This window comes from Methylobacterium sp. NPDC097929 (assembly GCF_049543375.1).
In the GTDB taxonomy this organism is placed as follows: domain Bacteria; phylum Pseudomonadota; class Alphaproteobacteria; order Rhizobiales; family Beijerinckiaceae; genus Methylobacterium.
Map to the genome: position 1 here is coordinate 37406 of NZ_JBMVEP010000018.1, position 26188 is coordinate 63593.

The window sequence follows — 26188 nt, forward strand, 5'->3', positions numbered from 1 at the left end:
GCCGTGGTCGCGGCCGGACGCCCGCCCTATCCTCGGTTGCGGGCGCGCCCCTGCCGCATCCGTGCCCTGAGGCTCGCCCGGACCCGGAGCCGTCCCCGTGAACGACCGCCTCTACGGCCAATACAATTCCGAGCTCGAAGCTCTGCGCGGGCTCGGCGGGCAGTTCGCGCGGGCGCATCCCAAGATCGCCGGGCGGCTGCGGCTGTCGCCGGACGCGGTCGACGATCCCCACGTCGCGCGCCTGATCGAGAGCTTCGCCTTCATCGCCGCCCGCCTGCGGCTGAAGCTCGACGACGACTTTCCCGAGATCAGCGAGTCGCTGCTCGAATTCCTCTATCCCCACTACCTCGCGCCGATCCCGGCGCTCGCGGTCACCCAGCTCGATTTCCCCCCCGACCTCAAGCAGGCGATCGTGCTGCCCCGCGGGGCGAGCGTGGAGAGCGAGCCGGTCGAGGGCGACATCTGCCGCTTCCGCACGACGCAGGAGGTGGCGCTCTGGCCGGTGCGGGTCTCGGCCGCCGCGCTCACCGGGCGGCCTCTCGTGGCGCCGCCCTGCCCGCACGTGGAGGCGCCGGCGAGCCTGCGCCTCGTGATCGAGACGCTCGATCCCGCCGTCAGCTTCACCGATCTCGGCCTCGACACCCTGCGCTTCTATCTCCGCGCGCCCTGGCGGCAGGCGGTGGCGCTCTACCAGCTCCTGCTCAACGAGTGCCTGGAGATCGCGCTCGCCGACCACCCGGAGGACCGCTCGGCCAGCTTCATCGGGCCGGGCGCGATCCGGGCGGTAGGGTTCGCGCCGGAGGAGGCGGTGCTCCCCCCCGCCCCGCGCGCGCATCCGGCCTACCGGCTGCTCACGGAGTTCTTCGCCTACCCCCAAAAGTTCCTCTACCTCGACCTGTCGCGGATCTCCGCCCGCACCCTGCGGCGGGCGGGCAACCGGCTGGAGATCTTCTTCTATCTCTCCCGCCACGCCGCCGACCTGGAGCGGGCCTGCGCGCCAGGCACCTTCGCACTCGGCTGCACCCCGGTGGTCAACCTGTTCGAGCAGCGGGCCGAGCCGGTGGTGCTGACGCGCGCGATGCAGGAATACCCGATCGTGCCCGATTCCCGCCGCCACGCGACCCGCGAGGTCTACGCGGTGGAGCGGGTGACGCTGACCGACCGGGCCGGGCAGGGCCGGGACGCGACCCCGCTGTTCGGCCGCACCCTGACCGGCGCCGAGGGGGCCGGCGCGCTCTACTGGCAGCTGCGCCGCCGGCACCTGCCCGAGAGCGGCGAGGGCACGGATGCGCGCCTTGCCCTCGTCGATGGCGACGCCTCGCCCGCCTCACCGACCGATTCCGTCCTCTCGGTCGAGACCACCTGCCTCAACCGCGACCTGCCGGCCCGCCTGCCCTATGGCGGCGAGCACCCGCTGCTGAAGGTTTTGCGCGGCCCCGGCGAGGTCGGGCGCCTGCGGGCGCTGACGCCCTTCACCCCGACGCTGCGGCTGGAGCCCGGCGACGGCCTGCTCTGGCGGCTGATCTCCCAGCTCACCCTCAACCACCTCTCCCTGTCGAATTCCGAAGGCGGGCCGGAGGCGCTGCGCGAGATCCTGCGCCTCTACGACTACCGGGACGCCCCCGAGACCCGCAGCCTGATCGATGCCATCGTCTCGGTGACGCACCGACGCGCCACCGCCCGGGTGCCGGAAGGGAGCCTCGCCCGCGGGCTCGACGTGACGGTCGAGGTCGATGGCCGCTTCGCCGAGCCCGGCGCCGCCTTCCTGCTGGGCCAAGTGCTCGACCGCTTCCTCGGTCTCTACGTCAACCTCAACAGCTTCACCCGGCTGAGCCTGCGCCTGCGCGGGGCCTCGCAGCCGCTCAAGACCTGGGCGCCCCGCTCCGGCGCAAGGCCGCTGGCGTGAGCGCGCCCGAGATTCCGGAACGCCTCGGCGACCGGCTCGCCGCCGAGATCGACCGCTTCGATCCGTTCGAGGCCCTGCGCCTGATCGAGGCGTTCCGCCCGGCGCCGCGGCCGGAGGACGACGAGGCGCTGCCCGAGCCGCCCCTCGTCGTCGGGGCGCTGACGAGCCGCCACGTCGCCACGCCGCTGGCCCCTGCCGGGCAGTTCGGGCTCGACCGGCGCGGCCCGCCCGAGGCCGCCTTCCTGGGGCTCGCCGGGCCGCTCGGCCCCCTGCCGCCGGTCTATACCGAGGTGTCCCTGCGCGAGCGCCGGGCGCGCAGTCCGGGGCTCGCCGCATTCCTCGACCTCTTCGTCGCCCGCGCGGCGGCGGCCTTCCTCGACGCCGACGAGAAGTACCGGCTCCCGGCGCGGATCGCCCGGCCGGGCAGGCGCAGGGACACGGAGCCCGTCGACCGGATCGGCGAGGCACTGCGGGCGCTGGCCGGCCTGATGCTGCCGGCTCACCGCGACCGCCTCGCCACGCCCGACGCGGAGTTGCTGCCCTATGCCGGCCTGCTCGGACGCGAGGTTCGCTCGGCCGCCGCTCTCGAAGTGCTGCTGGCCGACCGGCTCGGCCTGCCCGTGCGGATCGAGCCCTTCCGGGTCCGCCGCCTGCCGATCGCGCCGGAGGAGCAGACCCGGCTCGCCGGCCCGAACCCGGCCTATGGCCGCCTCGGGATCGACGCGGTGGCGGGGGCGGGCGTGCTCGACGCGACGAGCACCTTCCGGGTCGTGGTCGGCCCGGTCGGCGCCGCGGCCTTCGCGGCCCTCGCGCCGGGCAGCGCCCGCATGGCCGAACTCGTCGAGCTGGTCCGCCTCACCATGGATCCCGGCCTCGATTTCGACGTGCAGGTGATCCTGCGCAAGGAGGAGGTGCCGGAGGCGCAGCTCGGCGCGCGCCCGCCCTCCCTCGGCTGGAACGCCTGGCTGCGCCAGCTCCCGGCGGAGCGGGACGCGGACCAATCCGTGCACGATCCGATGCGGGGCGCGCTGTGAGGCCGCGCATTGGGTTCCCGGACGGTGATCGCTCCCGGGATCGCGCGTGCCTCCAAGGCTGCAGGTGATGATGTTTCCTCTCCGGTCCAGGCCACATCGTCGTCGAGGCCGGTACGGTCGAGGCGTCCGCGGAGCGCTCGCCGTCCTCCTGGCCAGCCCGGCCGCCGCGCAGGCACCCTCCCGGGACGCCGCGCCGCTGCTGACGCCGCGGCCCGTCTTCGTGCCCGGCCTCTACGAGACCGAGAGCCGCAACAGCCGCTTCCAGGACCAGGGCGTGAAGAGCCGCACCTGCCTCGCCTCGGCCGATTACGAGGCCTTCCGCCGCGAGACGATGGCGCAGTACACGGGCAATGCGGATTTCATGAAGGGCTGCCGGCTGAGCGAGACCCGCGACCTGCCCGACGGCTTCGCCTTCGCCATGGATTGCGACGGCTCCAAGGTCGTTCTTACCTTTCACTTCAAGCCGGATCTCGTGTCGAGCACCACCCAGACCCTGATCCTCGGCTACCCGAAAGCCTCCTCCGAGATCTTGACGCTGTCGCGCCGGGTCGGCGAATGCGAGGGGCAGGTGCCCGGCAAGGGGATGTGACGACGACCCCGGGTCGATCGCGACGGCTCCCCACACGGGCCGGCGAGGCGATCGGGCGGGGAGCGGGACCGCCTACGTCTCGATCCGGTCCGGGCCACCCGATCCCACCATGATACCGTAGCCCTTGGCGGAGCCGGCGGCGAGCCAGCGGTCGCTGCTGTCGCGGTCGTCCCAGTCGCTGAGGACGATGCCGAGGCGCTCGAACGCGAACAACGTGTCCTGCACGACGGCGTAGGCGCCGCCGTTCTCCTGCTTCAACCGCGCGACCAGCCGGTCAGGATCGGTGGTGAAGACATCCAGGCCGAAGACGGTCACGCCATTCGGTCGGGAGGGAAAGGTGGCATCGGTCAGACGCTCTGGATCGTAGCCGAGGATCACGTCGTAGCCGCGCGCGCCCTGGCCGCGCGACTCGCGGAGATCGTCCGGTGCATACTGCCTCTGTGAGCGTGGTGGCCCGAGTTGTGCGCTGATCGTCGAGCGCAGCATGCCGAAATCGAGCGGTCCAACACCGACGAGGGGCCTGATAATCCACTCACTCATGTTTTGTCCTTACCTTTCGGCAATAAGCCATGTTCCTCAAGGCACTCTCTATATAATCTTTCCTCTTCTATGGCCTCATCGTATCGTCCAGGATCGTCACGTTGCTTGGCAATATCCTTGACATTTTCGGCACTTTGTTCAAATGCCTTATCAAAATTGCCGCCCTCGATCAATTTTCTTTGGCTATCGCGTGCCTTTTGCCCACGGCCTCCGTAATCTGCTGTGTCTTGGTGATCCTCTGGCCTCATTTGGATCGCTGGACCGTCCTCGAGGCTCAATCCGAGCCCTTTGTAAGACTGCTTCGCCGGCATGTGGTGCGAGTCGAGTTCGTCGCCACGAGGCGAGCTTGTACCGACATCCTTGCCGTTACCGTGACCGCCTCCACGATAGGGCCCATCACCCTTGCCCTTCTTAAGATGCTCGCAGGGGTTCGCCGGCTTGCAGCCATTGCAATCGGTATCGGCTTCCGTCTTCGGCTTGGCCTTCGCCTTCTTCTGAGCCTCATCGACCTTCTCACTCAGCCAGCGGCCCCACGCGCGGCCGCTCTCCACCCCGTGCTGCGTGCCGGTGACGGCGCCGTATCCGCCGCCGATGGCCGCACCGCCGATGCCGCCGGCCAACGCGCCCCCTGCTGCGCCGGCCGGGATGGTGATGATCCCGCCCGGGCCACCGGTCGCGGCGCCGGCCAGGGTTCCAGCGCCGGCCCCGGCCACGCCGCCGATGCCGGCGCCGAGGACTCCGCCGACGGCTGCGCCTTTGACAAGCCCCCAGCCGCCGCCGGCCATTCCGCCGACGAGGCCGCCGATCGTCTCGAGGCCGTAACTCACGGCCGGCCCCCGACGGCGGGGCCGGCCCCGCTCGAGCCGCGGACCGACCGCGAGGTGGCATCCATGATGTCCTCGAGATGATCGTCGGGCGAGCGCACGCCGTTGCGGATGTAGGAGGACACCGCCGGGTCTTCACCGATCCGCCCCCGCGTGATCATCATCAGGAAGGCCCAGCGGCAATGTCCGGCTTCCGTGACGATCCCGAGGGTCCGTGCCCGCGCCTCGCTCGCCAGCACATGAGCACGCAGGTCTGCCTCCGACGTTCCGTCGAGCGCACCGTCGGCGAGATCGCGCAGATAGGCCGAGACGCTTCTCCGCCGGGCCTCGATCCGGCGCTCGCTGAGCGCGCGCATCTGCTCCGACCGGATCGTGAGCATCCCGAGCGCGGCTTCGGGCCAACTCAGATCGACCGGGATGCGCTTGAGGCCGCCGTACTCGTCCGCCCTGAAGGCGATCTCCTGGGCCGGCCCCAGCACCCGGGCGAACTGACGCGCATCCAGGGCCGGCATGAGCGGGCCGAGAACCCGTGGATCCCAATGCCGGAACATCACGGTCTCGTAGGTTTCCCCGGAGCCGGTCTCCGGCGGCGGAGCCTCCCCGGCCGCCGACCAGGCGGGGATGCGGGCTTGGTTGATCGTGCGCAGATGGCGGTAGAGCACGGCCTCGCCACCCGTGCAGGACCAGAACACCGCTGCCGGCACGTCGCCGACCAGGCCGAGGACACGCTCGGCGGCATCCTGCGCCTGTGCCAGCGCGACCAGCCAAGGACCGGCCCGCTCGATCTCGATATTGGCATGGTCGAGAAACAGCGAGCGCCCGAACAATCCGTCCCGCCTCAGCAAGGACGGGAAATCCTCGAATTGGCCGCCATCGATGACCGCAAAGCCCGTTTCCCGGAAGCCGACGACGATTTCGGCCAAGCGATTACGTGCCGCCGTTGCAAGACCTTCTTGAATTTCTACCATTATATAAATCCGAAATTGCAACACATGGGCACAATCAATTCGATTAATTGTCCATCATGACGAGCAAAATCACTTAATGGCACTACAAGACCCTTGTAGGCTTCGAGAAACGTGACGAAACCATGCGTTCGAAGAAGCGGGAGAGCGGCGTCCCATCGAGGCGCCGCGCCACCTCCTCCGCACCGGGCCGCTTCTCCGGGTCGGCCCGGAGCAGCGCGCGCACGACCCGCTCCAGCCGCCCGCCGATCCCGGGATCCGGCAGGCTCGCGCGGGCGGTCCGGGCGCTCTCGCGGTCCCGCCCCAGCCCCAGGCGCTCGCCGCGGGCGGCGGCGGCCAGCAGCAGGCCGAGGGCGTAGAGATCGGCCGCCGGGCCGCCGGGCCGGCCGGCGAGCTGTTCGGGGGCGGCGACCGACCACTTGCCGGCGAACTCGACCTCCGGGATCGTCTCGCCCGCCCGGCGCACCACGCCGAAATCGATCAGCGTCGCGCCCTCCGGTCCGCCGCAGAGCATCACGTTCTCCGGCGAGACGTCCCCGTGCACCAGCCCGGCGGCGTGGACGGCCGCGAGCGCCCCGGCGAGCCGCCGGGCGAGCGCCGTGACGGATTCGAGCGGCAGGGCCCCGCGGGCGCGGATCGCCTCGGCCAGGGTCTCGCCGTGCAGGAGGTCCATCACGATCACCGCGCGACCGTCGCCGTGGCGCAGGAGTTCGCGGGCGCGGGGGATCGCCGGATGGTCGAGGCCCAACAGGGCGCGGGCCTCGCCGACGTGCAGGCGCGCGAGCACCGGGTCGAGCGCGCGCTCGGGGCGCAGGATCTTGGCGGCGTGGTCCTCCCGCAGGTCGCGGTGGCGCACCCGGTAGACCTCGGCGAGCCCGCCGCGCCCGACGCGCTCGCGCACCGTGTAGGTGTTGGCGATCACCGTCTCGGGCACCAACGAGGCATCGCCGGGATCGAGGGCGTCCGCGGTGGGCACAGCCCCGTCGCCGAGCCGGTCGAGGGCCGCGCGGGCGGCGTCGAGCAGGGCGCGGCGCTCGGCCTCCGGGCGAGGCTGGCCGTCACCGCCGCGCAGGATCGCGCCGACCAGGGCGTCGAGGCGAACCTGCACCCGCAGGGTTTCGCGCCGCGCCGCCTCGTCCTCCCGGCTCATCGGGCCTCGCCCTCGTCCCCCGCCGCATCGACCACGACGGCCGAGATGTTGTCGCGGGCGCCGGCGATCAGGGCGTCGTCGATGGCGCTGGCCACGGCCGCGGACGGGCTGCCGTGGCCGGCCACCTGGGCGAGAGCGCGCTCGCCCAGCGCCCCGACGAGTCCGTCGCTGCACAGCACGAAGCGGTCGCCGGGCCGCACCGCGCCGTCCACCCATTCGGGCGCGAAGGCGTCCTCGGCGCCCACCGCCCGCGTGACGACCTTACGGCCCTCGCGGGTGGCGTGGTCGCGGGTGAGCGGCGTGAGCGTCCGCCCGCGCAGCAGGTAGGCGCGGGCGTCCCCCGCCCAGGCGACGGCGTAGCGGCCGGCGCGCACCAGCAGGACGACGACGACCGCGGCCACGATCGCGTCGGGCCCGAGCCGCCGGGCGCGGGCGCGCAGGGCCGCGTTGGCCTCCCGCAGCAGAGCCTCGATCTCGGCGCGGGCCGGGGCGGCGCCGAGGCCGACGGGAAAGGCGCCGAGCCGCTCGGCCACCGCCGCGGCGGCGAGATCCGCGGCGGCGTGGCCGCCGGCCCCATCCACCACCGCCCAGAGGCCGAGATCCGGCCGGGCCACGATCACGTCGTCGTTGCGGCTGCGGCGGGTGCCCTGGTGCGAGCGCGCCGCGCCGACGAGCCGGAATGCGGTCTCGGGGGACGGGGTGGGCTTCGCCTCGGGCACGGCCGGCGGGACGGACGGCGCCTGCGCCGGCCCGCCAACGGGGCCGTGCCAGTTCTGCCAGCCCCAATCCTGCCAGCGCCCGTCGAGCAGGGCGGCGAATTGCTCGGGCGCGGGCGCCCCCCGGTGCAGCAGGAGCGAGGGCGCCACCGCCTCGGAGCCCTTCGTCCACCACAGCGTGAAGGCGGGCTGCGAACCCGCGAGAACCCCTTCGACCGCGTCCGCATAGGCCCGGATCAGGCCGGCCTCGCCGTCGAGGCCGAAGCGGCAGGGCCCGCTCTTGTCCGGTGCCTCCGGCGGGATGCCGGGAGGGCCGAAGGCGTTCAGCCCTCTCTCGAACACGTCGAAGTCGAAATCGTCGTCGAGGCAGGCGCGGGCCCGCGCCTCCGCCGCGTCGAACCAGTCCTCGGCCAGCCGGAACAGGCGCCAGGGATCGGCGAGGCCCGGCATCTCGGCGGCCAGCACCAGCGGGAAGTAGCGCCCGACCCGGTCGACCGAGGGCATCAGCACGCCGACGACCGGGTGCGGTCCCATCGTGCCGCCGCCGAGGACGAAGCGCCAGACCGGGGCGACGAGATAGGCCGGCAGCCACGCCTCGCCGAGCTGGCGGCGGCTCGCCACGACGGCCCGCGACAGCCATTGGTCGAGCGCCCCGTGCAGGGCGCCGCCGAGCCGCCGGCTGACGAAGTCGCCCCGGGTCGGGACCTTGCCGAAGAACCCGACCGCCGCGGGCTCCGCGACCGTGGCCGCCTTGGCGGCCGGGCGCCGCTCCGTCACGGGAACCTCGGGCAGCGGAAGGCCCGCAGGGTGTCGCGCGCGAAAGGATTCGCCCGCGCGAGGCTGTGCAGTTCGAAACTCGCCTCGCGCCCGCCCGCCCTGTAGGCGAGCCGCACCCGGTCGCCGCCCGCCGGCTCGGCCCGCCCGGCATCGACGAGGCGGAACAGCGCCCACGGCCCGGTGAAGGACACGGCCTCGGAGGGGCCCGGCTGCACCGTCACCCGCGCGGCCGGGCTCCCTTGCCCCTTGCCCGGCCACGTCAGCCGCAACGGCCGCGCGCTGCCGCGGGTATAGGCCACCTCCTGCCCGTCGCTGATCAGGGAGGCGGCGCTGGCCTCCGCGTCGAGACGCAGGGGTGTCACCTCGAAGCTCACCGCGGGCCGGGCCTCGCCGTCCTGGAAGAAGGCCCGGCGGATCTCGTCCGCCGCCGCGAAGCTGCGCAGCAGGGCCGCGTCGCCCTCTCCGTTGCGCCAGCGCCAGGGCTCCGCCTCGGTGTCGACGGCATCCGCGAGGTGGTCGCGGAAGAAGCGGGGGAACAGGCCGTCCGGCCCGAACAGGGCGGTGAAATCGTGCAGACTGGTCTCGGCGCTCGCGGCGCGGTCGAAGGGATAGCGCCGCTCGGTCGCCGCCCGGCAGGCCCGCTCGCCGCCGGCCTCGGCCCAGCGCCCGGCGAGGTCGCGCAGGTCGGCCCGGTCGCGGGCCCGGGCCGCGAGGTCCAGGTCGAGGTCGATCGGGACGAGCGGGCGGGCGAGGAGCGCGGCCACGTGGCCGTCGAGGCTCGCCCGCAGCGGAGCCTGCGCCTCGTCCGGATGGAGCCGGGCGAACAGCCCCGCGAGGCGCTCGGCGGCGAAGGTCCGGTCCAGACTCTGCTCGCCGCCGAGCATGAGGTAGAGGCGCAGGGTCTCCTGCAGGGTCGGTGAGGCCGGCGGCGCGGCCTCCGGGGTGGTGTCCGCGCTGGTCTCCCCTTGCCGGCTCCGCGGTTTCTTCGGCCGAGCGGGCGGCTCGGAAGCGGCCGACAGCGCAGCGGCCCGCGCCCCCGGGGCGGGCTTTTCTCCCGCTTTCCCGACAGGCTTCTCGCCGGCCCGCTCCCCCTGCCTGTCCACCCCGCTCTCCGCGGCCCGGTCGCCGCCCGCCGCGCCGCGCCGCAGGTCGGTGCCGAGCGCGACGAGGAGGCGCGGCAGCAGGTAGCCGTTCAGCGCCCGCTCGTAGAGATTGCTCTGGCCCGCACGCACCTTCGCCTCCTGATCGAAGGCGGCGAGGAGGCGCGGCGTCGAATCCTGCGCGTAGGCCGCGGCGGCGTCGCGGGCGCCGGACAGCACGGCGTCGGCGCGCACGAAGTCGGCATCGGCGACCGCCTCCACCGGCAGGGCGGCGGCCAGGGCGGTGTAGCGCGCGAGCCGCGCATCCGTGTCGGCCAGTCGGCTCTCCTGGCGCAGGTAGGCGGCCAGCCAGACCAACGTCAGACCCAGCACGAGGGCGGCGGCCAGCCCGCCCGCGACCCGGCGCAGGATGGCCCGGCGGCGCTCCGTCACCGGGTTGGTCGAGACGAGGTTGGCTTCGTTGAAGATCACGTCCCGGAACAGCCGCGCCAGGAAGAAGCTGCGGTGCCCGCCCGCCCCCGTCGGGCCGAAGCGCGGCAGGTCGAGGGCGAAGTGGCGGCTGGCCGTGCGGCTGACGAGGTCGAGGACGGCGCCGTCCTGCTCGGCCGAGGCGAGGTAGAGTCCGCGGATGCGCGGGGGCGGGTCGAAGCGCGAGGCGGCGGCGATCTCGCCCACCGTCTCGTGCAGGGGCTCGGCCAACAGGGCGAGCTTGCTCGGGAAGGCGAAGATCTGAGCGCGCCGCTCCGGATCGGTCTCGTCCTGGAGCCGCTTCAGCAGGAGGTCGTTGAGACGCGCCACCAGCCCGTCGAAGGCGTGGCCGAACCGGTCGGCGAGGTCCCGGCCCTCGGTGCCGCCCTTCGGGGGCCCGAGCGTGGCGCCCCAGACCTGCTCGCGGTCGCTCTTGGGCAGATCCTCGAAGAAGGCCTGGAAGCCGGCGAGCCGGTCGGCCTTGGTGAGCACGAGGTAGACCGGCACCCGCAGGCCGAAGGCCGCGTCGAGCTCGCGCAGGCGCTTGCGGATGGTGCGGGCGTGGTGGAGCCGCTCCGGCGCGGAGGATTGGATCAGTGTGTCGACGCCCACCATCACGATGGCGCCGTTGAGGGGCTGGCGGCGACGGTGCTTGCGCAGGAGCTTGAGGAAGCCCTGCCAGCCCGCCGCGTCGGCCTCGCCGTCGCCCTCCTGCGCGGTGTAGCGGCCGGCGGTGTCGATCAGGATGGCGTCGTCGGTGAACCACCAGTCGCAGTGCCGGGTGCCGCCCACGCCCGAGACCGATTCGCCGACGCTGTCGGCGAGCGGGAAGCGCAGGCCGGAATTGCGCAGGGCCGTGGTCTTGCCCGAGCCCGGCGGCCCGATCAGCGCGTACCAGGGCAGGGCGTAGACCGATTGCCGGCCCATGGTCCGGCGCAGGAGCTTCAGGGCGTCGCGCAGCCGCGCGCGCAGCTCCGCGACGTCGTCCTGCGCCGCCCGGGCCGGGTCGGCCTCGGAGACGGCGTCGATCAGCGCCCGGTCGCGGCGGCGCCCGCGGATCAGGTGGTAGAGGCAGTAGACGACGTAGGCGGCGGCGATCGCGGCGACGGCGTAGAGCCGCGTCCGCATGGCCGCGAACGGACGCCATGTCCCGAAGGAGACGGCCTCGCCGTAGAAGAACACCACGCAGGCGGCGACCAGCGCCCAGATCAGCGCGACGAGCCACCACGCCTTGACCTTGCCCGCATAGGTCGTGGCGTAGGAGCGGATCTCGTAGATCCAGTTGAGGATGTTCACGGCGCGCCTCCCGCGGACTCGTCCCCGGCCGCCTGTCCGCCTCCCTCGGGGGGCGCCTCCCGGCCCGGGTCGTTGCGGCGGATCACGAGTTCGGTGCGCCGGTTCTGGGCCCGACCCTCGCGGGTGTTGTTGAGGGCGATGTTCTCCGCGCTGTCGTTCGGGCGGACCGGCTGGGCCTCGCCGCGCCCCTCCGCGCGGATCGCGTCGGTGCCGACGGACTTGGCCAGGATCGCCGCCACCGCCTCGGCGCGGGCCACCGACAGCTCGTAGTTCGAGGGGAAGCGCACGGTTCGGATCGGCACGTTGTCGGTGTGGCCGATCACCTGAACCGTCACGTCGTCGTTGCGGAGCGCCCGGCCGATCCGCTCGAACAGGGCGACGAAGCCCGGCGAGACCTCGGCGCTGCCGCTGTCGAACAGGCCGGCGTTGCGGATGCGCAGGGTGGCGCCGTTGCCGTTGGGCACGACGTCGAGCGTCCCGTCGTCGATCTCGCGCCGGAGCACCTGCCGCAGGCTGTCGGACAGGGTGCTCTCGGCCTTCGCCGGCTTCGTCTCCGGCGGCTGTTCGGGGGCGGCCGCGCGCTCGCGGTGCAGGCTGGGCGGCGCGTTCGGCGGTGCGGCGATGAAGGCCGCGAAGGTCGCGTCGGAGCGCCGGTTCACCGCCGTCTGCAGCAGGAGGTAGAGGCCCGCGAGCGCCAGGACCGCGAGCCCCGCCGCCGCCCAGAACAGGCGCCGGCTGCCGGTCTCGGTCAATCGCGCGTCGATGCCGCGCCACGTCGGCGACAACTCCCGCTCGGCCTCGCCGCGCAGCGTCCGGTAGAGGCCCTCGCGGATGCGCCCGATCTCCAGATGCCCCTGGGGGTGCACCCGCATCCGCCCCTCGAAGCCCAGGGAAAGGCAGTGATACATCAGGAGCAGCACGTCCCGGTTCGAGCCCGGATCCTTGTGCAGGTGGGCGAGCAGATCGAAGAAGCGTTCGCCGCCGGTGACGTCGGTGTGGAAGGTCGAGACCATGCCCTGGCGGGCCCAAACGCTGTAGGCGCCCCAGGAGGCGTTGAGGATCACGTCGTCGATCGTGGCGCAGAGCGCGTAATGGGCCGCCTGCGCCCGCTCGCGGGTCACCGCGACGCCGAGGATCGCCGCCTCGAAGGCTTTCACGGCGGCGATCACGCGCAGGCGCAGGGCCTCAAGGTCGGGCGCGCCGGACAGGGCGCGCAGCCGCGCGATCAGGCTGAGCAGCGGCAGTGCCGCCTCGACCATCGGCGGCATCCCGGTGCGGGCGAAGTCGCCGGCCTCGGGCTCTCGCGCGCCGGGCTCGGGCGGCGGAGCGGCCGGCGGATCGACCCGCAGCACCGGTGCCGCCCGCACCCCGCCGGGCGTCGGCTTCACCACCGTCGATTCGGAGTCGAACGCGCGCGGATCCGCCTCCATCATCGCCCTCTCCGACTCATCCTCATCGCCCCGCCCCCGCTCCCGCACGGCTCGCATCCGGAGATGAAACTTAGGATATTTTTGCGACTTGGCCGCTACCAGAACGGGAAAGAACCGCACAAGGCCCGCTCGGCGTCACGGAGCCGGTGTCCGGCGCCGGGGTGGGGAGTCGTGCGTCGTCCTGAGAGACGCGCCGCTATCCCTTGATCGCCCAGAGTTCGAGATCGAGATCGGGGAAGTTTCCGGCGACGTGGATCGCGATCGCGCTCGACTGCTCCAGCTCGCGCCAGAGGGGGCTGGTGGTGTCGAGTTCGAAATAGGTGGTGCCGCCGCGATAGGGGAGCTGGCGCGGCGCGACCGCGAGCGGACGCACGCCGATGCCCGGCAGCGCCACGTTGACGAGTTGGGCGATCTGCTCGACCGGGCCGATCTTGATCTGGTTCGGCAGGGCGCGGCGCAGGTTCTCCGCGGGCAGCGAGGCGCGCACGGCGAGGACGAAGCCGGCCCCGCGCAGCAGAGCCCGGTCGTTGATCGCGCCCACCCGCACGCCGTGACGGCGCTCCTGCAGGTCGATCGCCACGGCAATCTGCTCCAGCAGGGCGGAGAGCGCCGCGCGAAGGTCGGCGAAGACCGCGGCGAAGGTGCCGGCCAAGTCGTCGTGCCGATAATCGGGAAACTGCGTCGCGCGGCGTGACGGCGCCGTGAAGGTCGCGATCTCGCCCGCGAGCGCGAGGCAGAACCCGTAGAAAGCCTCCGGGTGGAGACGGCCCGCTTGGGCGCTGGCGTGGCGCAGCAGCGGTTCGGCCCGGTTGAGCGCCTGGAGCAGCAGGAAGTCGGCGATCTCGGCGGTGCCGCGCACGGTCGGGTCGGCGATGCGGGCGGCGAGCGCCTCGGCCCGGTGCGAGACCAGCCCCTGCAACTCGGCCACCAGGGCGGCGAGCGGGCTCTCCGCGGCACAGTTGAGGCAGGGCGCCACGAACTTCTCGTCCAGCACCACCGTGAGATCCGAGCGGACCTCGACGACGCGCGCGGCGGGCAGGCGCTCGGTGCCGGCGAGCGGCCCGTCCGATGGCGCGTAGGAGAGGCGCAGCCGGCCCACCTCCAGGCTCGCGGTGGCGAAGCCGTCGCCGTTGGCGTCCGGCGCGTCGTAGGCGGTGCGCCGAAGGCGGGCGGCCACGTCCTCGCGCCGGTCGGCCCCGACCTCGGGGCTGCCGGGCTGGCGCATCGGCAGCGCGAGATGGATCGTCACCTCGCGCGTGCCCGGCAGCAATTCGAGGGGTGGCGGCAGGTCGGCGTCGCCCGGCGCCTCGAAGGGCGTGCCGTCCGGGAAGATGCCGCGGGCATGCGAGAGGGCAAAGCGGCCCACCCCGAGCAGCTCGCGGTTGATGCCGATCTCGGAAAAGCCCCAGGGGTAGGGAATCAGGTCGCGGGTCAGGCCGCGCACGAAGCGCTCGGTCCAGCGGTCGGCCTGCTGGAAGTGCTGAACCCGGAGGAACATGCCCTCCGACCAGACCACGCGGTTCTCGTTCAGCATCGGGGCTCCGGGATCGCTGTCGGATGTCAGGCGCTGCGGCCGTAGAGACGGCGCAGGGTGGCGAGGACGGCGTCGGCGGCGCCCGCCCCGCCCGTGAGGTTGGCGTGGACGGCGGCGTAGCGTTCCCAGCAGGCCGCCTTGAGCAGCGGGCCGACCGCGAGCCGCGTGCCCTCCCGGGCGGCGTCCTCGATCGCCTCGGGTTGAATCTGCGCTCCGACCGCGTCGGCGGCCTCGGCCACCGCGACGCCGAGCGCCCGCGCGTCGCGCGCCACGTCCGCGAGGCGTGCGACCAGACGATCGCCCGATTCCGCGTCGCCCGCCGCGATGAGGTCCGCCACGAGACCCGGCAGGTCGGCGCCCGAGGGTCGCTCGGCGAGGCCGAGATCCCGCTCGGTGGTGCGCTGCACCGCCTCGACCGTCGCCAGCACATCGACGAGGCGGCGCAGGAGCTGGCCTGCCCGAACCAGGGCGTCGCGGTCGGCGGCCCCCGATACGATGTCCGTCTGCCGTGCGAGGCCGCCGAGGCCCGTCCCCTCGATCAGGGTGGCGCAAGCCTCGGCCCAGTCCGGTTCTGCCGGTTTCGACGTGCCGCTGGGGGAGGACCCGGCGGCTGTCCCGAGATTCCAGTTGGATGGCAGCAGGACCCGGGGCTCGGCGAGGTGCAGAGCCTCGTTGATCGGGGCGACATGCTCGCTGCGGCCGGCGAAATCGCTGACGCTCTCCGCCTGCGCCTCGGGCAGTTCGGTGAGGTCCGTGGCCGGCGGCCCCTGCCAGCCATAGGGCAGCACGACCTGCGCTTCGGCCGCGCCGCCCGGCACCGTGGCGAGCCAGTCGCTCGCCGGAGCCGAGAGGCTGCGGGCCGCGCGCTGCTCGTGCCCCTCGCTCGTGCCGTCGAGGATCGCGGAGATGCCGACCGCGACCGGGGCGGGCGCATCGCCCACGCCCGGCGAGCCCTCCGGCGCCTCGCGCGCGACCCCGATGCGGTAATCGCCGATCCGGAAGCTGTCGCCCGCGTCGAGGGCCCGGCGGTTGCCGCGCCCCACCGGCCGCGCCTCGGTGGCGAGGAACACGCCGTTGCTCGACAGGTCGACGAGGTAGAGGCCGTCCGCCCCGGGTTCGATCCGGCAATGCACCTTGGAAATGTGCCGCTCCGGGTCCGGCAGCATCCAGTCGCTGTCGGAGCCCCGCCCGATCGTGAGCGGGCCGGCGCCGGGATCGAGACGCCGCGCGCCGGCCTCCGGAACACCGCCCGGCGCTTGCAGGATCCGAAGCAGGAATGTCATCGCGCCACTGAAGTTCTCGCGGTCTCGCCGATCCGGCTCGGCTCAATTCAGGCGTGAGATCCCGGCCGGCCGTCGGGAGCCCGGCGCACCGACGGTGATCGCGTCCCGCGGCAGGGCCGGCGGCTCCAAGAACACCACGCCGATCGGCAGGCCCGGCGCCCCCGCGATGGTGGCCGGCTTGTTGAAGTTCTGCGCACCCACCGCGGTCGCGGTCTGGCCGAGCGGCAGCAGGGCGCCGAGGGCGGCCTGCGTGCGCAGGCCGCCGCCGGGCGACGAGGCCGCGAAGCCCGTCACCGGGTCGATCACCAAGTTGCGGTTCGTCTGCAGCAGGAGCTGCCCGGCTTGGCCGGCGCCCTGGATCAGCGCGCCCGCGAAGAGCCCGGCAAAGCGCTCGAAGGCATGGTCGTCGACATCGCGCGAGACGCCGGTCCGGGCGTCGCGCGGGGAGATCGCGTAGGCCTTGAGCGGGTACTGGCGGCCGTCGACGAGCACGATCTGCGTGAACTGGATCGCGGCTTGATTCGTGCTGTAGACGATCTGCCCGATCAGGCGGACACCGTGCAGCGGGCCGGACTGCCCCGCCCCGTCCACGTCGTAGACCGTGGCGAAGATCGGCGCCTGGGGATCGTCCGAGTTGAAGCCCTGATCGAGCGAGGCGTAGACGGTGTCACCCGCCCGGGCCACGGCGTAGAGCCGCTCGCCGGGCCTGCCCCCGAAGCCGCCGCCCCCGGGTCCCCCCGCCCCGTAGCCCCCTGTCTGGCCGGGGTAGCCGCCCTGCGCCCCGCCGGGCCCGCCGAAGCCGCCCTGACCCTGCGGGAAGCCGCCCGGATTCGGATAGCCGGCCTGCCCGGAATGACCGGGCTGCCCGAAGCCGGACTGACCCTGAGCGCCGAACCCCGGACCACCCGAGCCCGCTCCGCCTTGTCCGAAGCCGCCCTGGTTCGGCATGCCCTGGCCCGGGAAGCCGCCCGCGCCGCCGGCCTGCGGGTAGGCCGCCTGCTGCAGAGGAGCCGCCGGGCGCGACAGCCCACCGCCGGCCGTGCCGGAGGATGCGGCACCACCCGAACCGTTCTCCGGCCGCGCGTAGCGCTGCACCGTGAAGCCGCCGCTCGGAGGGGTCATCAGGGCCTGGATCTGCGCGTTGATGCGCGCCTCGATCGCCGGATCGGACAGGGCCTGTCCCGGCGGTCCCTGGTAGACTACGCTGGGCGCGGCCGGGGCCTGTCCCGGGAGCGGCGGCTGCACGAAGGGAGCGGCGGCCTGCGGCGCGGGCTGGACCGCGGCCGCCTCTGCCCCCTCCGCTTGCGTCCGCATCACCAGCCCGTCCGCCGGCCCGGCGAGCGCGGCGGCGAGGATCAGTGCGATGGTCGGCATCCCGAAACCCTCCCGTCGGTGGTGCTGGAGCGTCGTCCCGGATCTTCGATCGAGGACGACGCTCCGGGTCCCCGTTCATGCATCGTCATTTTTTGAAGGCCGGCGGCCACCTGCCGGAACGATGGTCTAGCCTCTTGTTTCGCATCGTCTTTTTCCGAAAGCCGGCGGCCACCTTTCGGGACGATGCTCTAGAACTCGATCGTGACGGCCCGCTCGCGCCCGTCCGCATCGGTGACGAGAAGGCGCGGCACCGGCCGGTCGAAGCGCCAGACCCGCATCCCGTCCGGGGTCTGGGCCATCGCGTCCTGCACCGGGTTCACCACGATGACCGGCCCGCGGACGTAGAGCCGGCCGCCGTAGCTCCAGGCCGTGACGGCGGCATCGTCGGCCTGGAGCCGCACGGCACCGCGCGGCGGCGTGCCGAGGCCGAAATCGTCCATCAGCCGGTCGGGATCGTGTCCGCTCCCGCCGCGCCCCGTCCGCGCCGCGATGGTGCGCACCGGCCCCGCCGGCGCAGCCGCCAGCGCCGTGTGGCGGCCGGGCGGGATCTGGCGCGCGTCCGGCGGCCGGATCGCGGCACTCGCGGCGGCGGCACTCGTCAGGGCGGGGGGCTCGGCTTCGGCGGTGCGGGCGGGGGCGGCACGCCCGCGCACCTCGATCGTGACCGGCAGATCCACCGCCTCGACCCCGCGACCGCCGCTCCGCACGATCAGGACGATCGGAAGGGGGTAGTTCTCCAGGGTGATCGAGATGTTGCCGTAGGTGGAGACCCGGCAGGGCATGATGTGGATCGTCGTCGGCCGTTCGCCCGGCGCGGCGGCCTGCCCGCCGCAGCCGCCGCCATCGACCGAGAACATGCGCGGGTCGTAGGCGGAGGCCGTGATCGGCCAGGGCCGCCCGCCCGCGTCGAGAATCGTGATCGGCGTCACCATGCCGAAGGCGAGGTGGACGGTCTGCGGCGCGCTCATGTCCACCTGGGGCTGCACGCTCATCAGCCGGGGCCGTACCTTGGGCGGCGGCTCGTCCGAGTAGCCGGCGGCGGTGGCGGCGCTCTGGGCGTCGATCACCCGGTTGCGGATCGCCCCGACATTGCCCGGAGTCAGAATCGCGCCGCCGGAACGGTCGGTCATCACGCTCTGCAGCGCCGAGATCTCCGCGGGCGTCAGCTCGCGCGGCGGCGGTGGCGTGGACGCGGTGCCGCTTCCGCCGCCCGCCGCCTGGGCCGGTGGATTCTGCGGCGTTGGGGCCTGCGGGGGCTGAGCCTGGGCCGGCTGTTGCGGAGCAGCGCCCGGGGCCGCGCGCGCCGACGGCGCCGGCGTTGCCGCGGCACTTCCTTGGCTCTGCGATACGCGCAGTGGTTGCGCGACCGGCCCGTCTCCGGAGGCTAGCGCCGCCGACAGGGCGATCAATCCCGCCGCCGAAATCCGTCTCATCTGCCGGCCTCGTCCGCCCCTGCCCGATCCGCCGTGGCGCGGGACTGTGCCGCCTCAGGGCGACATAATGCAATGCTGCTCGGATCACACCGCTTCTTTTACCAATATAAGTGACAGAATGACCAGTTCTGTGGCGAGATGGTCTGCCGAAGCGCCCCTCGCGCGGCAACCGTGTGACCGACGCGCAACAGACGGTGGATCACGCCGGATCGGCCCGGATCGATCGATTGACGGCGACCGGAGCGAGCGACCATGACAAAACTTCTGGTAGGCGGAAAGATCGGACATGAAGTCGTTATGGCTGGTTCTCGCTCTCTCCTGCGCGCTCTCCCTGCAGGCCTGCTCTCTCGCGGGGCGCTCCGGATCGCCGGAGAGCACGCGAACCTTCCTGAAGGAAGAGATGGGCCGGCGCGGTCTGTGAGGCGGGCGGTCCTTTCCGCCGTCCTCGCGACACTCGGCGGCGGGCCGGCCCTGGCCCAGCTGAACCCGATCGTCGCGGCAACCCAGGTGCCGCCCCCACCCGGATTCCTGTTCGGTCCTCCCGTGATCCCCTACGGCTACGGCGGCTTCTATCCGCCCTACCAGACCCAGAATCCCGGCCTCAACCCGATCGCCCAGGGGCAGAACAATCCCAACATCGCGAGCCGCGCGGGGGCGACGCCGATGCAGGGACTCCTCGGCGGTGGCGGGTCCGGCGGCGGTGGCGGGTCCGGTAACGGTGGCGGTGGAGGGTCCGGCGGCGGTGGCGGTGGCGGGCCCGGTGGCGGTGGTGGCGGACCCGGCGGAAGCGGCGCGGCGACGCTGCCGACCCCCGATCCCAACACGAGTTACGAGCTGCTGCAGGATCCCGGCTCGCCGATCTACGGCCGCTACGGCGGTCTGCTCTCGAAGAACGGCGACATCCGCCAGCAGGTGCTGGCCCAGGCCGCCCGGGGCGTCGGCATCCGCCAGGGCTTCGCCGAGGAGACCGCGCGGATCAACGCGGAACTCGACGGCGCCTATGGAGCCGAACTCGACCGGCGCTACGATTTCGAACCGCTGATGATCGACCGCACCCTGATTCCTCCGGTGATCACCGAGGTGAACAGGCTCGCGGAGCGCAGGGGTGACCGCCGGCTCTATCTGACGCTCGGTGCGTTCGAGATCGCCCGCCCGGCCCGCCTCGCGCTGCGGCCGCCGAACTGGCGCGACTACCTCTACAACACCGGCGTGCCGGCGGCCCCCTCGGGCCCGGCTGCGGCGGTGCGGCCGGAGGATTCGACCGAGGAGGGCGTCTGGGGCATCGCCCTCGAATCGGGCCTCACGGTCGGCATCGCCGAGGCGCGGGCGAGCTTCACCGCGAATTTCAACCGGCTCGACCGGGACTTCGCCGGCATGGGCCGCTATCACGACCTCGCCCGCAGCGGCGCGGTGAGCCTGCCGGTGGTTGCCCGCACCGCCCGCACCGTCCGGGTCGCTTCCGGGGGCGAGCGCGCCTTCGTCGGCGAGCGCACGGTCAGCCTGACCGTCAGCCCGAAGTTCCGGGCGGCCTCGCCGGCCGCGTTCCGGTGAGCGGCTCCGCCGCCGGCCCCACGCGCGCCGGCCTCACGCGCCGCGCCCTGCTCGGCGGCGTCGGCCTCGCGGCGGGTCTCGACCGGGCCGTGGCGGCAGCGGTCGAGCCGCTGCGCGCCGCGCCCGCGGGCCGCGACCGCCTCTGGTTGGTGCGCCCGGACGGTTCGGAGGTGCTCAGCCGCTTCCGCGATGCGGATGGCTACGACAGGACGCAGATCCTGCTTCTGTCTTGGTTCATGCGCGACATCCGCGACGACGACCGGGCCGTCTGGATGGAGCCGCGTCTGTTCGATCTCCTGGCGGGCGTGCAAGCGAGCATGTCGGCCGTGCACGGGGCGGCGCTCCCGCTGACGGTCACGAGCGGCTACCGCACGCCCGGGCACAACGCATCCCTCGAGAACGCCGCGCGCACCTCCATGCACCTCTACGGCTACGCCGCCGACGTGCAGATGCCGGGTTATCCGCCGCGCGCCGTGGCGCTCGCCGCCGGTTTCTTCTCCGAGGGTGGGATCGGCCTCTACGACACCTTCACGCATCTCGACGTCTGGCGGCGCCGGACCTGGATCGAGCGTCCGCCTCTCCGCTGACGCCACCTCCTTGGACGTTCGGCAATCGCAGGGGCGCCCCTTCGGCGTACCGATTTGGCATGCATTTCCCGAAGCATGGTGTTTGTAGTGCGACAAGGAGTGACGCATCGTCCACATGCAGAGAAAAGCAAATTTATCCCAGACCATCGGAAACCAAGGCCGAAGACTCAAGATATTCGAAGCAGACTGATGCGTGAGCGCCCTTGGCTGTCCCTATAAGGGAAACGGGACAAGGTTTTGCTCAAAAATGGCGCCAGGCCGAACGGGCCACCACCAGCGAGCCAATCTTGAAAGGTTGGATTTTCGGCTTCGAAACAAGGAATGGACGCCTCCCGGTGACCGACCACGATGGGTGTGGCCCATGACGGAAGGAAGCGTGCAGTCGAACGCGCAGTCATTGATTTCGGCAAGTTGACGCTTGCCGGAGCCAACCGAAATGACCACCGCATGCCGGCGGCCACTTTCGACACAGTGCCAGGCATGCGCACGGGTCGTCGTGGTCGCCCGCGGCACAGACCAAACAAGTTTGCGCGCCACCAGTTGTTCGCCGCGCGCGATGCGGGTTGCCGTCCGAAATCGCGCTCCTTTGCACTTTCCATCCACAGGGCGGTTGGTTCGGCGGGAGAGATGACCGACGCTCTTCCTGGATTCAGCCGTGCGCGAGGGAGCGGAGCATGATTTGGGTCTCCGACGAGAAGGGCCAGCTCCTCTACGTCCATTCGGGCTGGCAGGTCCTGACGGGACAAAGCCCGGCCGAAACCCTCGGAAACGGCTGGATCGCGGTGGTGCATCCCGATGACCGCGACCTGATCGTGGGCGGCTTCGCCGAGGCCTGCCGGCGGCGCATCGAATTCCTGCTACGCTACCGGATACGCCGCAGCGATGGCAGCTACGCCTGGATCCTCGGCGCGGCCTCCCCCTCGTTCACGCCGCTCACCCACGATTTTCTCGGCTTCCTCGGCTTGGTCAGCCAATACGAGGACGGGGTGCCGAACCTGACGGCCAAGGTGGAGATCGGCTCGCTCAAGCCCGGGCAGGAGCCGGAGGGGGCCGCGCCCCAGTCCAAGCTCGACATCGCCGCCGACCACCTGATCGCGGCACGGGCCGTCACCGAAGGATGCGGCGAGGAGGTGGCCGCCTCTATCGACCGCGCACTCCGAGCCGTCGGACAGGCTCTGTCGCGCGCGCGGACGGAAACGGAATCACCGAACCGGTTTCACTGATCCCCGCCTCGACCGTCCCCTGGCGCCACGAGGCATAGGCGCGTTCCCGCACCTCGAAGGCGGCGCGCAGCAGCGTTCCGGGCTCCCCACGCGCCTCCGGCAGTAGGGCCAATCCGAGATCCGTCTCCTCCCGGCGCAGAATACGTGCGGCCTCGGACCGCCAAGTGGCGTCGGCGGCGCGGAAGAGGAGTTCGGACCCGGTCATACGGTTTCGGCTCACGTAGAACGTTCCGTAAAGGGAGAAACGAGCGGCAGACACACGGTTTAATTGTGCGCAATCGGAGGCTTAGCCGCTTTTCGCTCAAGGGCCGTCCAATGTCCACGCGGCTCTTTACGCAGCGCATGGCTGCCCATCGTATTTTGAATACGAAGCTCTGAGCGCCGCCCAGCCCTCCGAGACAAGCATAAGTTAATTCGCGCGAGCAGAGGCAATCAATCGGCCGCAGGTCCGATTCTAAAAGCCGGTCGAGGCTTTTCCTGTCATATGATCGGATCGTGGCCAGGACAAATTTTCCCATTCCTCTGGATTATTTTTTACATAACCGGGCGGAAAGATATTTTCCGCTGCCTTTTTGCATGAAAATGCCGGATGTGCGCTTTCGAAGCACGAAACTGTGCTGGCTCTGGGCGTTTCGATCCGATACCGAAGCTTATGGATGCCTCAAACTCAGCTTAGTCGGTCGGAGCACTCCCTCTCGCCATGATGCCCGGCGGGACCCTTGGTAGACACAGCCTGCCCGTCCCGTCTGACGGACAGGCAAAGGACTGCCGATTTCGGGGGAACGGAGGAAGAGCCGCCGGCGGCGATCGGAAGCGAGCAACGGAAGACATGCCGAATTCTCAGCTGCTGCGCGACATGGCCCTGTTCGTCGAGGTGGCCAGGCGGCGCAGCTTCAGCCAGGCCGCGGCAACACTGGGAATGCCGATCTCATCGCTCTCGCGCCGGATCGCGACCTTCGAGCAGACGGTCGGCATGCGCCTGCTCGACCGCACCACCCGCAAGCTGTCGCTCACCTCCTACGGCGAGATCTACTTCGCGCAGGCGACCCGCCTCGTCGAGGACGCGCACCGCGCCTTCGACGATCTGGTTGCCGAGGCCAAGGGGGCGAGCGGCCTGCTCAAGATCGCCGCTCCGCCGGATTTCTGGCTGCTCCAGCACCTGTCGAGCGTCATCACGGAATTCTCGGCCGACCACGAGCACGTTCAGGTCCATGTCGAGCTGAAGCCGTCGCAGAACGACCCGCTCGGCGACCAGTTCGATCTGGCGGTGACGGCCGAGGAGCCGCGCGCGACCTCGCTGATCATGCGCAAGGTGGCCCAGGTCGAGGACGGGCTGTTCGCCGCGCCGGCCTATCTCGAAACCTATGGCTGGCCGGAGGCGCCCGGCGACCTCTCGGATCACCGGGCCATCGTTCCGGCGCTCGGCACCGGCCCGACCTGGTCGTTCACCCGCCGCGGTCAGACGGTTCCGGTGACGGTCAACGGTCCGATGTCCTGCAATTCGCCGAGCCTCGCCCGCTCCTTCGCCCTGGCCGGGCACGGCATCGTCGCCACCCACCGCCTCAGCGTCGCACGCGAGGTGGCCCAGGGCCGGCTGATGCCGCTGCTGCGGGAATGGGAGCTGCCGCCGACGCCGATCTACATCGTCACGAGTTCGCGCCTGCTGCCGGCCAAGTCGCGCAGCTTCATCGATTTCGCCATGAAGCGCCTGCCGGCGATCCTGGCCGCCGAGGACGCGGAGCGGAAGGCGAGCGCGCGCAAGTCCGGGCTGGTCGATCGAGGCGTCGGGCTTTCCAAATCCGCCTGAAAGCGCGCCTCGGGCCGAAAACCGAGAGCCGTGCACCGATCCGGGAGGGTCGGGCACGGCTCTCGTCGTTCCGTCGCTGCCGCCCGCGGGTTGCGGGCGGCTGTCGAGCGGGCCGCCATGATCAGAAGGCCGCCTGCCTGATCGGTTGCTGATCGACGGGGGTCCTGATCCACTGAACGGCACCGGGAACGGCGAAGCCGCCCTGGCGGTGGACCAGCACGTCATTGGTCGCGAGACCCTGCGTCTCCAGGGTGAGCGCGCCGACGGTCTTGACACCGTGCACGGCGGCCGGTTCCGCGGCGTTCGCGGAGACCGGCGCGAGGAGCGCGAGGGTCAGGGCGGCGGCGGCGAGCGGGGCGATACGTCTGGACATCTCTTCAACCTCTTCTGTCGGCGGCGGAAAATCCGTCGCTTGATGAGAGGGAATGTGCTCAGTCCTACCTCATGAAGCAAATGGATCGATTTCATAATGCGTATCGATCACGTGCATCTTTCCCGGCTCGATCTGAACCTGCTCGTCGCCCTCGATGCGCTGCTGACGGAGCGGAGCGTGACCCGGGCAGCGGTGCGGATCGGCATCAGCCAGTCGGCCATGAGCCATGCCCTGGCGCGCCTGCGCACGACCTTCTCGGACGAGCTGCTGACGCGCGGCCCCGAGGGCATGCGGCCCACGCCCCGCGCCCTCGCCCTCCTCGCCCCGATGCAGGAGGCGCTGGCGCAGATCCAGCAGATCACCGCACGGCCCGCCGCCTTCGATCCCGCCACCGCCGACATCACCTTCACCCTGGGCATCCCGGACTCGACCGAGGTGCTGCTGATGCCGATCCTGATCGCGCACCTTCAGGCGAACGCGCCGGGCGTGAAGCTTCTGCTGCACACAGTCGATCGCAACCGCATCCTGGACGACCTCGATTCCGGACGGGTCGATCTCGGGATCGGCGTCTTCGAACAGGGGCAGACGCACCACAAGCGCCGCATCCTGAACAAGGAGAACTACCTCTGCATCTTCAACGCGGACCTCGTCGGGGTCACCGCGCCGATCTCGCTCGACGATTACGTACGGATTCCCCACCTGCTTACGAGCCTCGTGGAGAGCGCCCACGGCGTCGTGGACGACGCGCTGGCCAAGATCGGCCGCAAGCGCGTCATCGCCCTGACCTCGCCGCGCTTCTCGGCGATGCCGTTCGTGGTCCGGCAGGCGCCGGTGATCGCCACGATGCATTCCCGGCTCGCACGGTTCTTCGCGGAGAGCATGGGGCTGACCGTGAGCCCGGCGCCGATCGCGCTGCCGGACGTGTCCATCTCGATGATCTGGCACTCTTCCAACGACGACGTGCCGAGCCAGCGCTGGCTGCGGGAGACCATCGTGGCCCTGCGCCAATCCGACCTGCGTCTGCGCATCGGCCGCGTGCCGGGCTGACGCGCCGTGCCCGCGAGCGGGCGCGGGAGAACCGGCCCGCATCACGCGCGGTTGCCGGACTGTTCCGCAGGAGAACACCGTGCCTCGCTTCTTCTTCGACATCGACGATGGCGTGCGCGATCTGCGCGATGACGACGGCGTTCCGCTCGTCGATCGGGAGTGCGCCCGGAGGGAAGCCATCGCCACGCTCACGCAGCTGGCCCAGGACATGCTGCCCAACGGCAACGACCACGTCTTCAAGGCCAGGGTGCGCGACGAGACCGGCCGATTGATCTACGAGGCCACTCTGAGCCTCACGAGCGGCTGGGTTCCTTGACGATCGGGATCGAGGCCACAGAACACTCTCATGTCCGCAGCCCCCGACGCGCTCGAAAACCTGATCCGCAAGCTGGAGAGCACCTCGACCCTCACGGACGAGGAGCGGCAGGCGATCCGGCGGTTGCCGGCCACCATCCGGCTCATCGTTCCCGGCCAGGACCTCGTCCAGGACGGCGAGCGGCCGGCGCAGTGCGGCCTGATCGTGGAGGGCTGGTCCTACCGCTACAAGCTGCTCGACGAGGGCCGCCGCCAGATCCTGTCCTTCCACGTCGTCGGCGACGTGCCGGACCTGCAGAGCCTGCATCTGGGCGTGCTCGATCACAGCCTGGCGGCCCTGACGCCCTGCACCTTCGCCCTCATTCCGCATGAGAGCCTGCGGCGTCTGACCGGAACCTATCCCGACGTGGCCGCCCTCCTGTGGCGCGAGACGCTGGTCGATGCCGGGATCTTCCGCATCTGGATCACGGCGATGGGACGCCGCTCGGCCTATGGCCGGATCGCGCACCTCTTCTGCGAACTCTACCTGCGGCAGGAGGCGGTCGGCCTCGCGGCCGATCTGCGCTGCCCCATGCCCCTGCGGCAGACGGATCTGGCCGATGCCACGGGCCTGACGACGGTGCATGTCAGCCGGGTGATGAAGGCCTTGCGGACCGAGGGGCTCATCACGCTGCGGGACCGCCTCCTGATCATCCACGACTGGAAGCGCCTCGCCGAGGCGGCCGAGTTCGATCCCACCTATCTGCACCTGAAGCGGGTCCAGACCGCGTCCTAGTGCTCTGTCCCGCTTGCGGTGTGGGCTTGTTGGCGCGAGTCTCCTGTCTCTTGAAGTCAGGAGGGCGGCATGCACAAGCGCTACCGTGTGA

The 26188-nt window shown here is 71.5% G+C and carries 23 protein-coding genes; 11 read left to right on the forward strand and 12 right to left on the reverse strand.

The features are described 5' to 3' along the window. The first annotated feature begins 97 nt into the window (after positions 1-97). From tssF to ACPCJR_RS24400, 3 genes are all read left to right on the forward strand, one after another. On the forward strand, positions 98-1906 hold the full coding sequence (gene tssF / locus ACPCJR_RS24390; protein ID WP_391515859.1) for a type VI secretion system baseplate subunit TssF: 1809 nt from the start codon (positions 98-100) through the stop codon (positions 1904-1906). Then, positions 1903-2940 (forward strand): type VI secretion system baseplate subunit TssG, encoded by a 1038-nt coding sequence (tssG, locus tag ACPCJR_RS24395; RefSeq protein WP_391515857.1) that lies wholly within the window; start codon positions 1903-1905, stop codon positions 2938-2940. Before tssF ends, tssG begins: the two co-directional genes overlap by 4 nt. 67 nt (positions 2941-3007) lie before the next feature. Beyond that, positions 3008-3529, forward strand: coding sequence for a DUF3617 domain-containing protein (locus tag ACPCJR_RS24400; RefSeq protein WP_391516819.1), 522 nt, complete (start codon positions 3008-3010; stop codon positions 3527-3529). A 72-nt stretch (positions 3530-3601) separates the two neighbouring features. Here ACPCJR_RS24400 and ACPCJR_RS24405 read toward each other — a convergent pair whose 3' ends face one another. The 11 genes from ACPCJR_RS24405 to ACPCJR_RS24455 all read right to left on the reverse strand — a co-directional run bounded on the left by ACPCJR_RS24405 (position 3602) and on the right by ACPCJR_RS24455 (position 18116). After that, entirely contained in the window at positions 3602-4069 is a 468-nt protein-coding gene (locus tag ACPCJR_RS24405; RefSeq protein WP_391515854.1) for a hypothetical protein, read from the reverse strand. Further along, positions 4066-4896 (reverse strand): hypothetical protein, encoded by an 831-nt coding sequence (locus ACPCJR_RS24410; protein ID WP_391515853.1) that lies wholly within the window; start codon positions 4894-4896, stop codon positions 4066-4068. Before ACPCJR_RS24410 ends, ACPCJR_RS24405 begins: the two co-directional genes overlap by 4 nt. Further along, positions 4893-5861 carry a DUF4123 domain-containing protein gene (locus tag ACPCJR_RS24415; protein ID WP_391515851.1) on the reverse strand — a complete coding sequence of 323 codons (969 nt, stop codon included), beginning with the start codon at positions 5859-5861 and terminating at the stop codon, positions 4893-4895. Before ACPCJR_RS24415 ends, ACPCJR_RS24410 begins: the two co-directional genes overlap by 4 nt. An 82-nt stretch (positions 5862-5943) precedes the next feature. Further along, positions 5944-7008: a protein kinase domain-containing protein gene (locus ACPCJR_RS24420; protein ID WP_391515849.1), complete on the reverse strand. Its 1065-nt coding sequence runs from the start codon at positions 7006-7008 to the stop codon at positions 5944-5946. Further along, a complete protein-coding gene (gene tagF / locus ACPCJR_RS24425; RefSeq protein WP_391515847.1) occupies positions 7005-8501 on the reverse strand; it encodes a type VI secretion system-associated protein TagF in 1497 nt (498 codons plus the stop codon). The genes ACPCJR_RS24420 and tagF overlap by 4 nt, the downstream gene beginning before the upstream one ends. Continuing rightward, positions 8498-11365: a type VI secretion system membrane subunit TssM gene (gene tssM, locus ACPCJR_RS24430; RefSeq protein WP_391515845.1), complete on the reverse strand. Its 2868-nt coding sequence runs from the start codon at positions 11363-11365 to the stop codon at positions 8498-8500. The genes tagF and tssM overlap by 4 nt, the downstream gene beginning before the upstream one ends. Further along, entirely contained in the window at positions 11362-12798 is a 1437-nt protein-coding gene (icmH, locus tag ACPCJR_RS24435) for a type IVB secretion system protein IcmH/DotU (protein WP_391515843.1), read from the reverse strand. Before icmH ends, tssM begins: the two co-directional genes overlap by 4 nt. Before the next feature lie 193 nt (positions 12799-12991). Next, positions 12992-14329, reverse strand: coding sequence for a type VI secretion system baseplate subunit TssK (gene tssK, locus ACPCJR_RS24440; RefSeq protein WP_391515842.1), 1338 nt, complete (start codon positions 14327-14329; stop codon positions 12992-12994). Positions 14330-14355: 26 nt separating this feature from the next. Further along, entirely contained in the window at positions 14356-15612 is a 1257-nt protein-coding gene (locus ACPCJR_RS24445; protein WP_391515840.1) for an FHA domain-containing protein, read from the reverse strand. A gap of 42 nt (positions 15613-15654) precedes the next feature. Then, a complete protein-coding gene (locus ACPCJR_RS24450; RefSeq protein ID WP_391515838.1) occupies positions 15655-16986 on the reverse strand; it encodes a DotG/IcmE/VirB10 family protein in 1332 nt (443 codons plus the stop codon). 188 nt (positions 16987-17174) lie between these two features. After that, positions 17175-18116, reverse strand: a complete 942-nt coding sequence (locus ACPCJR_RS24455) for a DotH/IcmK family type IV secretion protein (RefSeq protein WP_391515836.1) — start codon at positions 18114-18116, stop codon at positions 17175-17177. Between the two features lie 589 nt (positions 18117-18705). Here ACPCJR_RS24455 and ACPCJR_RS24460 point away from each other — a divergent pair. From ACPCJR_RS24460 to ACPCJR_RS24480, 5 genes are all read left to right on the forward strand, one after another. Continuing rightward, the gene (locus ACPCJR_RS24460) at positions 18706-18840 is read left to right on the forward strand and encodes a hypothetical protein (protein ID WP_391515835.1); all 135 of its coding nucleotides are present in this window, start codon (positions 18706-18708) and stop codon (positions 18838-18840) included. Continuing rightward, positions 18837-19970 carry a type IV secretory system conjugative DNA transfer family protein gene (locus tag ACPCJR_RS24465; RefSeq protein WP_391515833.1) on the forward strand — a complete coding sequence of 378 codons (1134 nt, stop codon included), beginning with the start codon at positions 18837-18839 and terminating at the stop codon, positions 19968-19970. Before ACPCJR_RS24460 ends, ACPCJR_RS24465 begins: the two co-directional genes overlap by 4 nt. Continuing rightward, positions 19967-20557 (forward strand): YcbK family protein, encoded by a 591-nt coding sequence (locus ACPCJR_RS24470; RefSeq protein WP_391515831.1) that lies wholly within the window; start codon positions 19967-19969, stop codon positions 20555-20557. Before ACPCJR_RS24465 ends, ACPCJR_RS24470 begins: the two co-directional genes overlap by 4 nt. Positions 20558-21231: 674 nt before the next feature. Beyond that, complete coding sequence (locus tag ACPCJR_RS24475; protein ID WP_391515830.1) at positions 21232-21780, forward strand: PAS domain-containing protein; 549 nt, start codon at positions 21232-21234, stop codon at positions 21778-21780. 829 nt (positions 21781-22609) lie between these two features. Then, entirely contained in the window at positions 22610-23587 is a 978-nt protein-coding gene (locus tag ACPCJR_RS24480; protein WP_391515828.1) for a LysR family transcriptional regulator, read from the forward strand. A 121-nt stretch (positions 23588-23708) separates the two neighbouring features. Here ACPCJR_RS24480 and ACPCJR_RS24485 read toward each other — a convergent pair whose 3' ends face one another. After that, the gene (locus ACPCJR_RS24485) at positions 23709-23960 is read right to left on the reverse strand and encodes a hypothetical protein (protein WP_391515826.1); all 252 of its coding nucleotides are present in this window, start codon (positions 23958-23960) and stop codon (positions 23709-23711) included. 96 nt (positions 23961-24056) lie between these two features. On the opposite strand from ACPCJR_RS24485, the gene ACPCJR_RS24490 reads away from it, so the two are divergent. From ACPCJR_RS24490 to ACPCJR_RS24500, 3 genes are all read left to right on the forward strand, one after another. Next, entirely contained in the window at positions 24057-25007 is a 951-nt protein-coding gene (locus tag ACPCJR_RS24490; RefSeq protein WP_391515825.1) for a LysR family transcriptional regulator, read from the forward strand. Between the two features lie 79 nt (positions 25008-25086). Then, complete coding sequence (locus ACPCJR_RS24495; RefSeq protein ID WP_391515823.1) at positions 25087-25323, forward strand: DUF6894 family protein; 237 nt, start codon at positions 25087-25089, stop codon at positions 25321-25323. A gap of 30 nt (positions 25324-25353) precedes the next feature. Continuing rightward, the gene (locus tag ACPCJR_RS24500; RefSeq protein ID WP_391515821.1) at positions 25354-26097 is read left to right on the forward strand and encodes a Crp/Fnr family transcriptional regulator; all 744 of its coding nucleotides are present in this window, start codon (positions 25354-25356) and stop codon (positions 26095-26097) included. The last annotated feature ends 91 nt before the right edge of the window (positions 26098-26188 follow it).

Excerpts from the sequence above, each read along its gene's own strand:
- ACPCJR_RS24480 (WP_391515828.1), top strand. The coding sequence starts at position 22,610 with ATGCCGAATTCTCAGCTGCTGCGCGACATGGCCCTGTTCGTCGAGGTG.
- ACPCJR_RS24420 (WP_391515849.1), bottom strand. The coding sequence starts at position 7,008 with ATGAGCCGGGAGGACGAGGCGGCGCGGCGCGAAACCCTGCGGGTGCAG.
- ACPCJR_RS24490 (WP_391515825.1), top strand. The coding sequence starts at position 24,057 with ATGCGTATCGATCACGTGCATCTTTCCCGGCTCGATCTGAACCTGCTC.
- ACPCJR_RS24450 (WP_391515838.1), bottom strand. The coding sequence starts at position 16,986 with ATGCCGACCATCGCACTGATCCTCGCCGCCGCGCTCGCCGGGCCGGCG.
- ACPCJR_RS24460 (WP_391515835.1), top strand. The coding sequence starts at position 18,706 with ATGAAGTCGTTATGGCTGGTTCTCGCTCTCTCCTGCGCGCTCTCCCTG.
- ACPCJR_RS24455 (WP_391515836.1), bottom strand. The coding sequence starts at position 18,116 with ATGACCGACCGTTCCGGCGGCGCGATTCTGACTCCGGGCAATGTCGGG.
- icmH (WP_391515843.1), bottom strand. The coding sequence starts at position 12,798 with ATGATGGAGGCGGATCCGCGCGCGTTCGACTCCGAATCGACGGTGGTG.
- ACPCJR_RS24485 (WP_391515826.1), bottom strand. The coding sequence starts at position 23,960 with ATGTCCAGACGTATCGCCCCGCTCGCCGCCGCCGCCCTGACCCTCGCG.
- ACPCJR_RS24445 (WP_391515840.1), bottom strand. The coding sequence starts at position 15,612 with ATGACATTCCTGCTTCGGATCCTGCAAGCGCCGGGCGGTGTTCCGGAG.
- ACPCJR_RS24500 (WP_391515821.1), top strand. The coding sequence starts at position 25,354 with ATGTCCGCAGCCCCCGACGCGCTCGAAAACCTGATCCGCAAGCTGGAG.
- ACPCJR_RS24405 (WP_391515854.1), bottom strand. The coding sequence starts at position 4,069 with ATGAGTGAGTGGATTATCAGGCCCCTCGTCGGTGTTGGACCGCTCGAT.
- ACPCJR_RS24415 (WP_391515851.1), bottom strand. The coding sequence starts at position 5,861 with ATGGTAGAAATTCAAGAAGGTCTTGCAACGGCGGCACGTAATCGCTTG.
- ACPCJR_RS24475 (WP_391515830.1), top strand. The coding sequence starts at position 21,232 with ATGATTTGGGTCTCCGACGAGAAGGGCCAGCTCCTCTACGTCCATTCG.
- ACPCJR_RS24400 (WP_391516819.1), top strand. The coding sequence starts at position 3,008 with ATGATGTTTCCTCTCCGGTCCAGGCCACATCGTCGTCGAGGCCGGTAC.
- tssK (WP_391515842.1), bottom strand. The coding sequence starts at position 14,329 with ATGCTGAACGAGAACCGCGTGGTCTGGTCGGAGGGCATGTTCCTCCGG.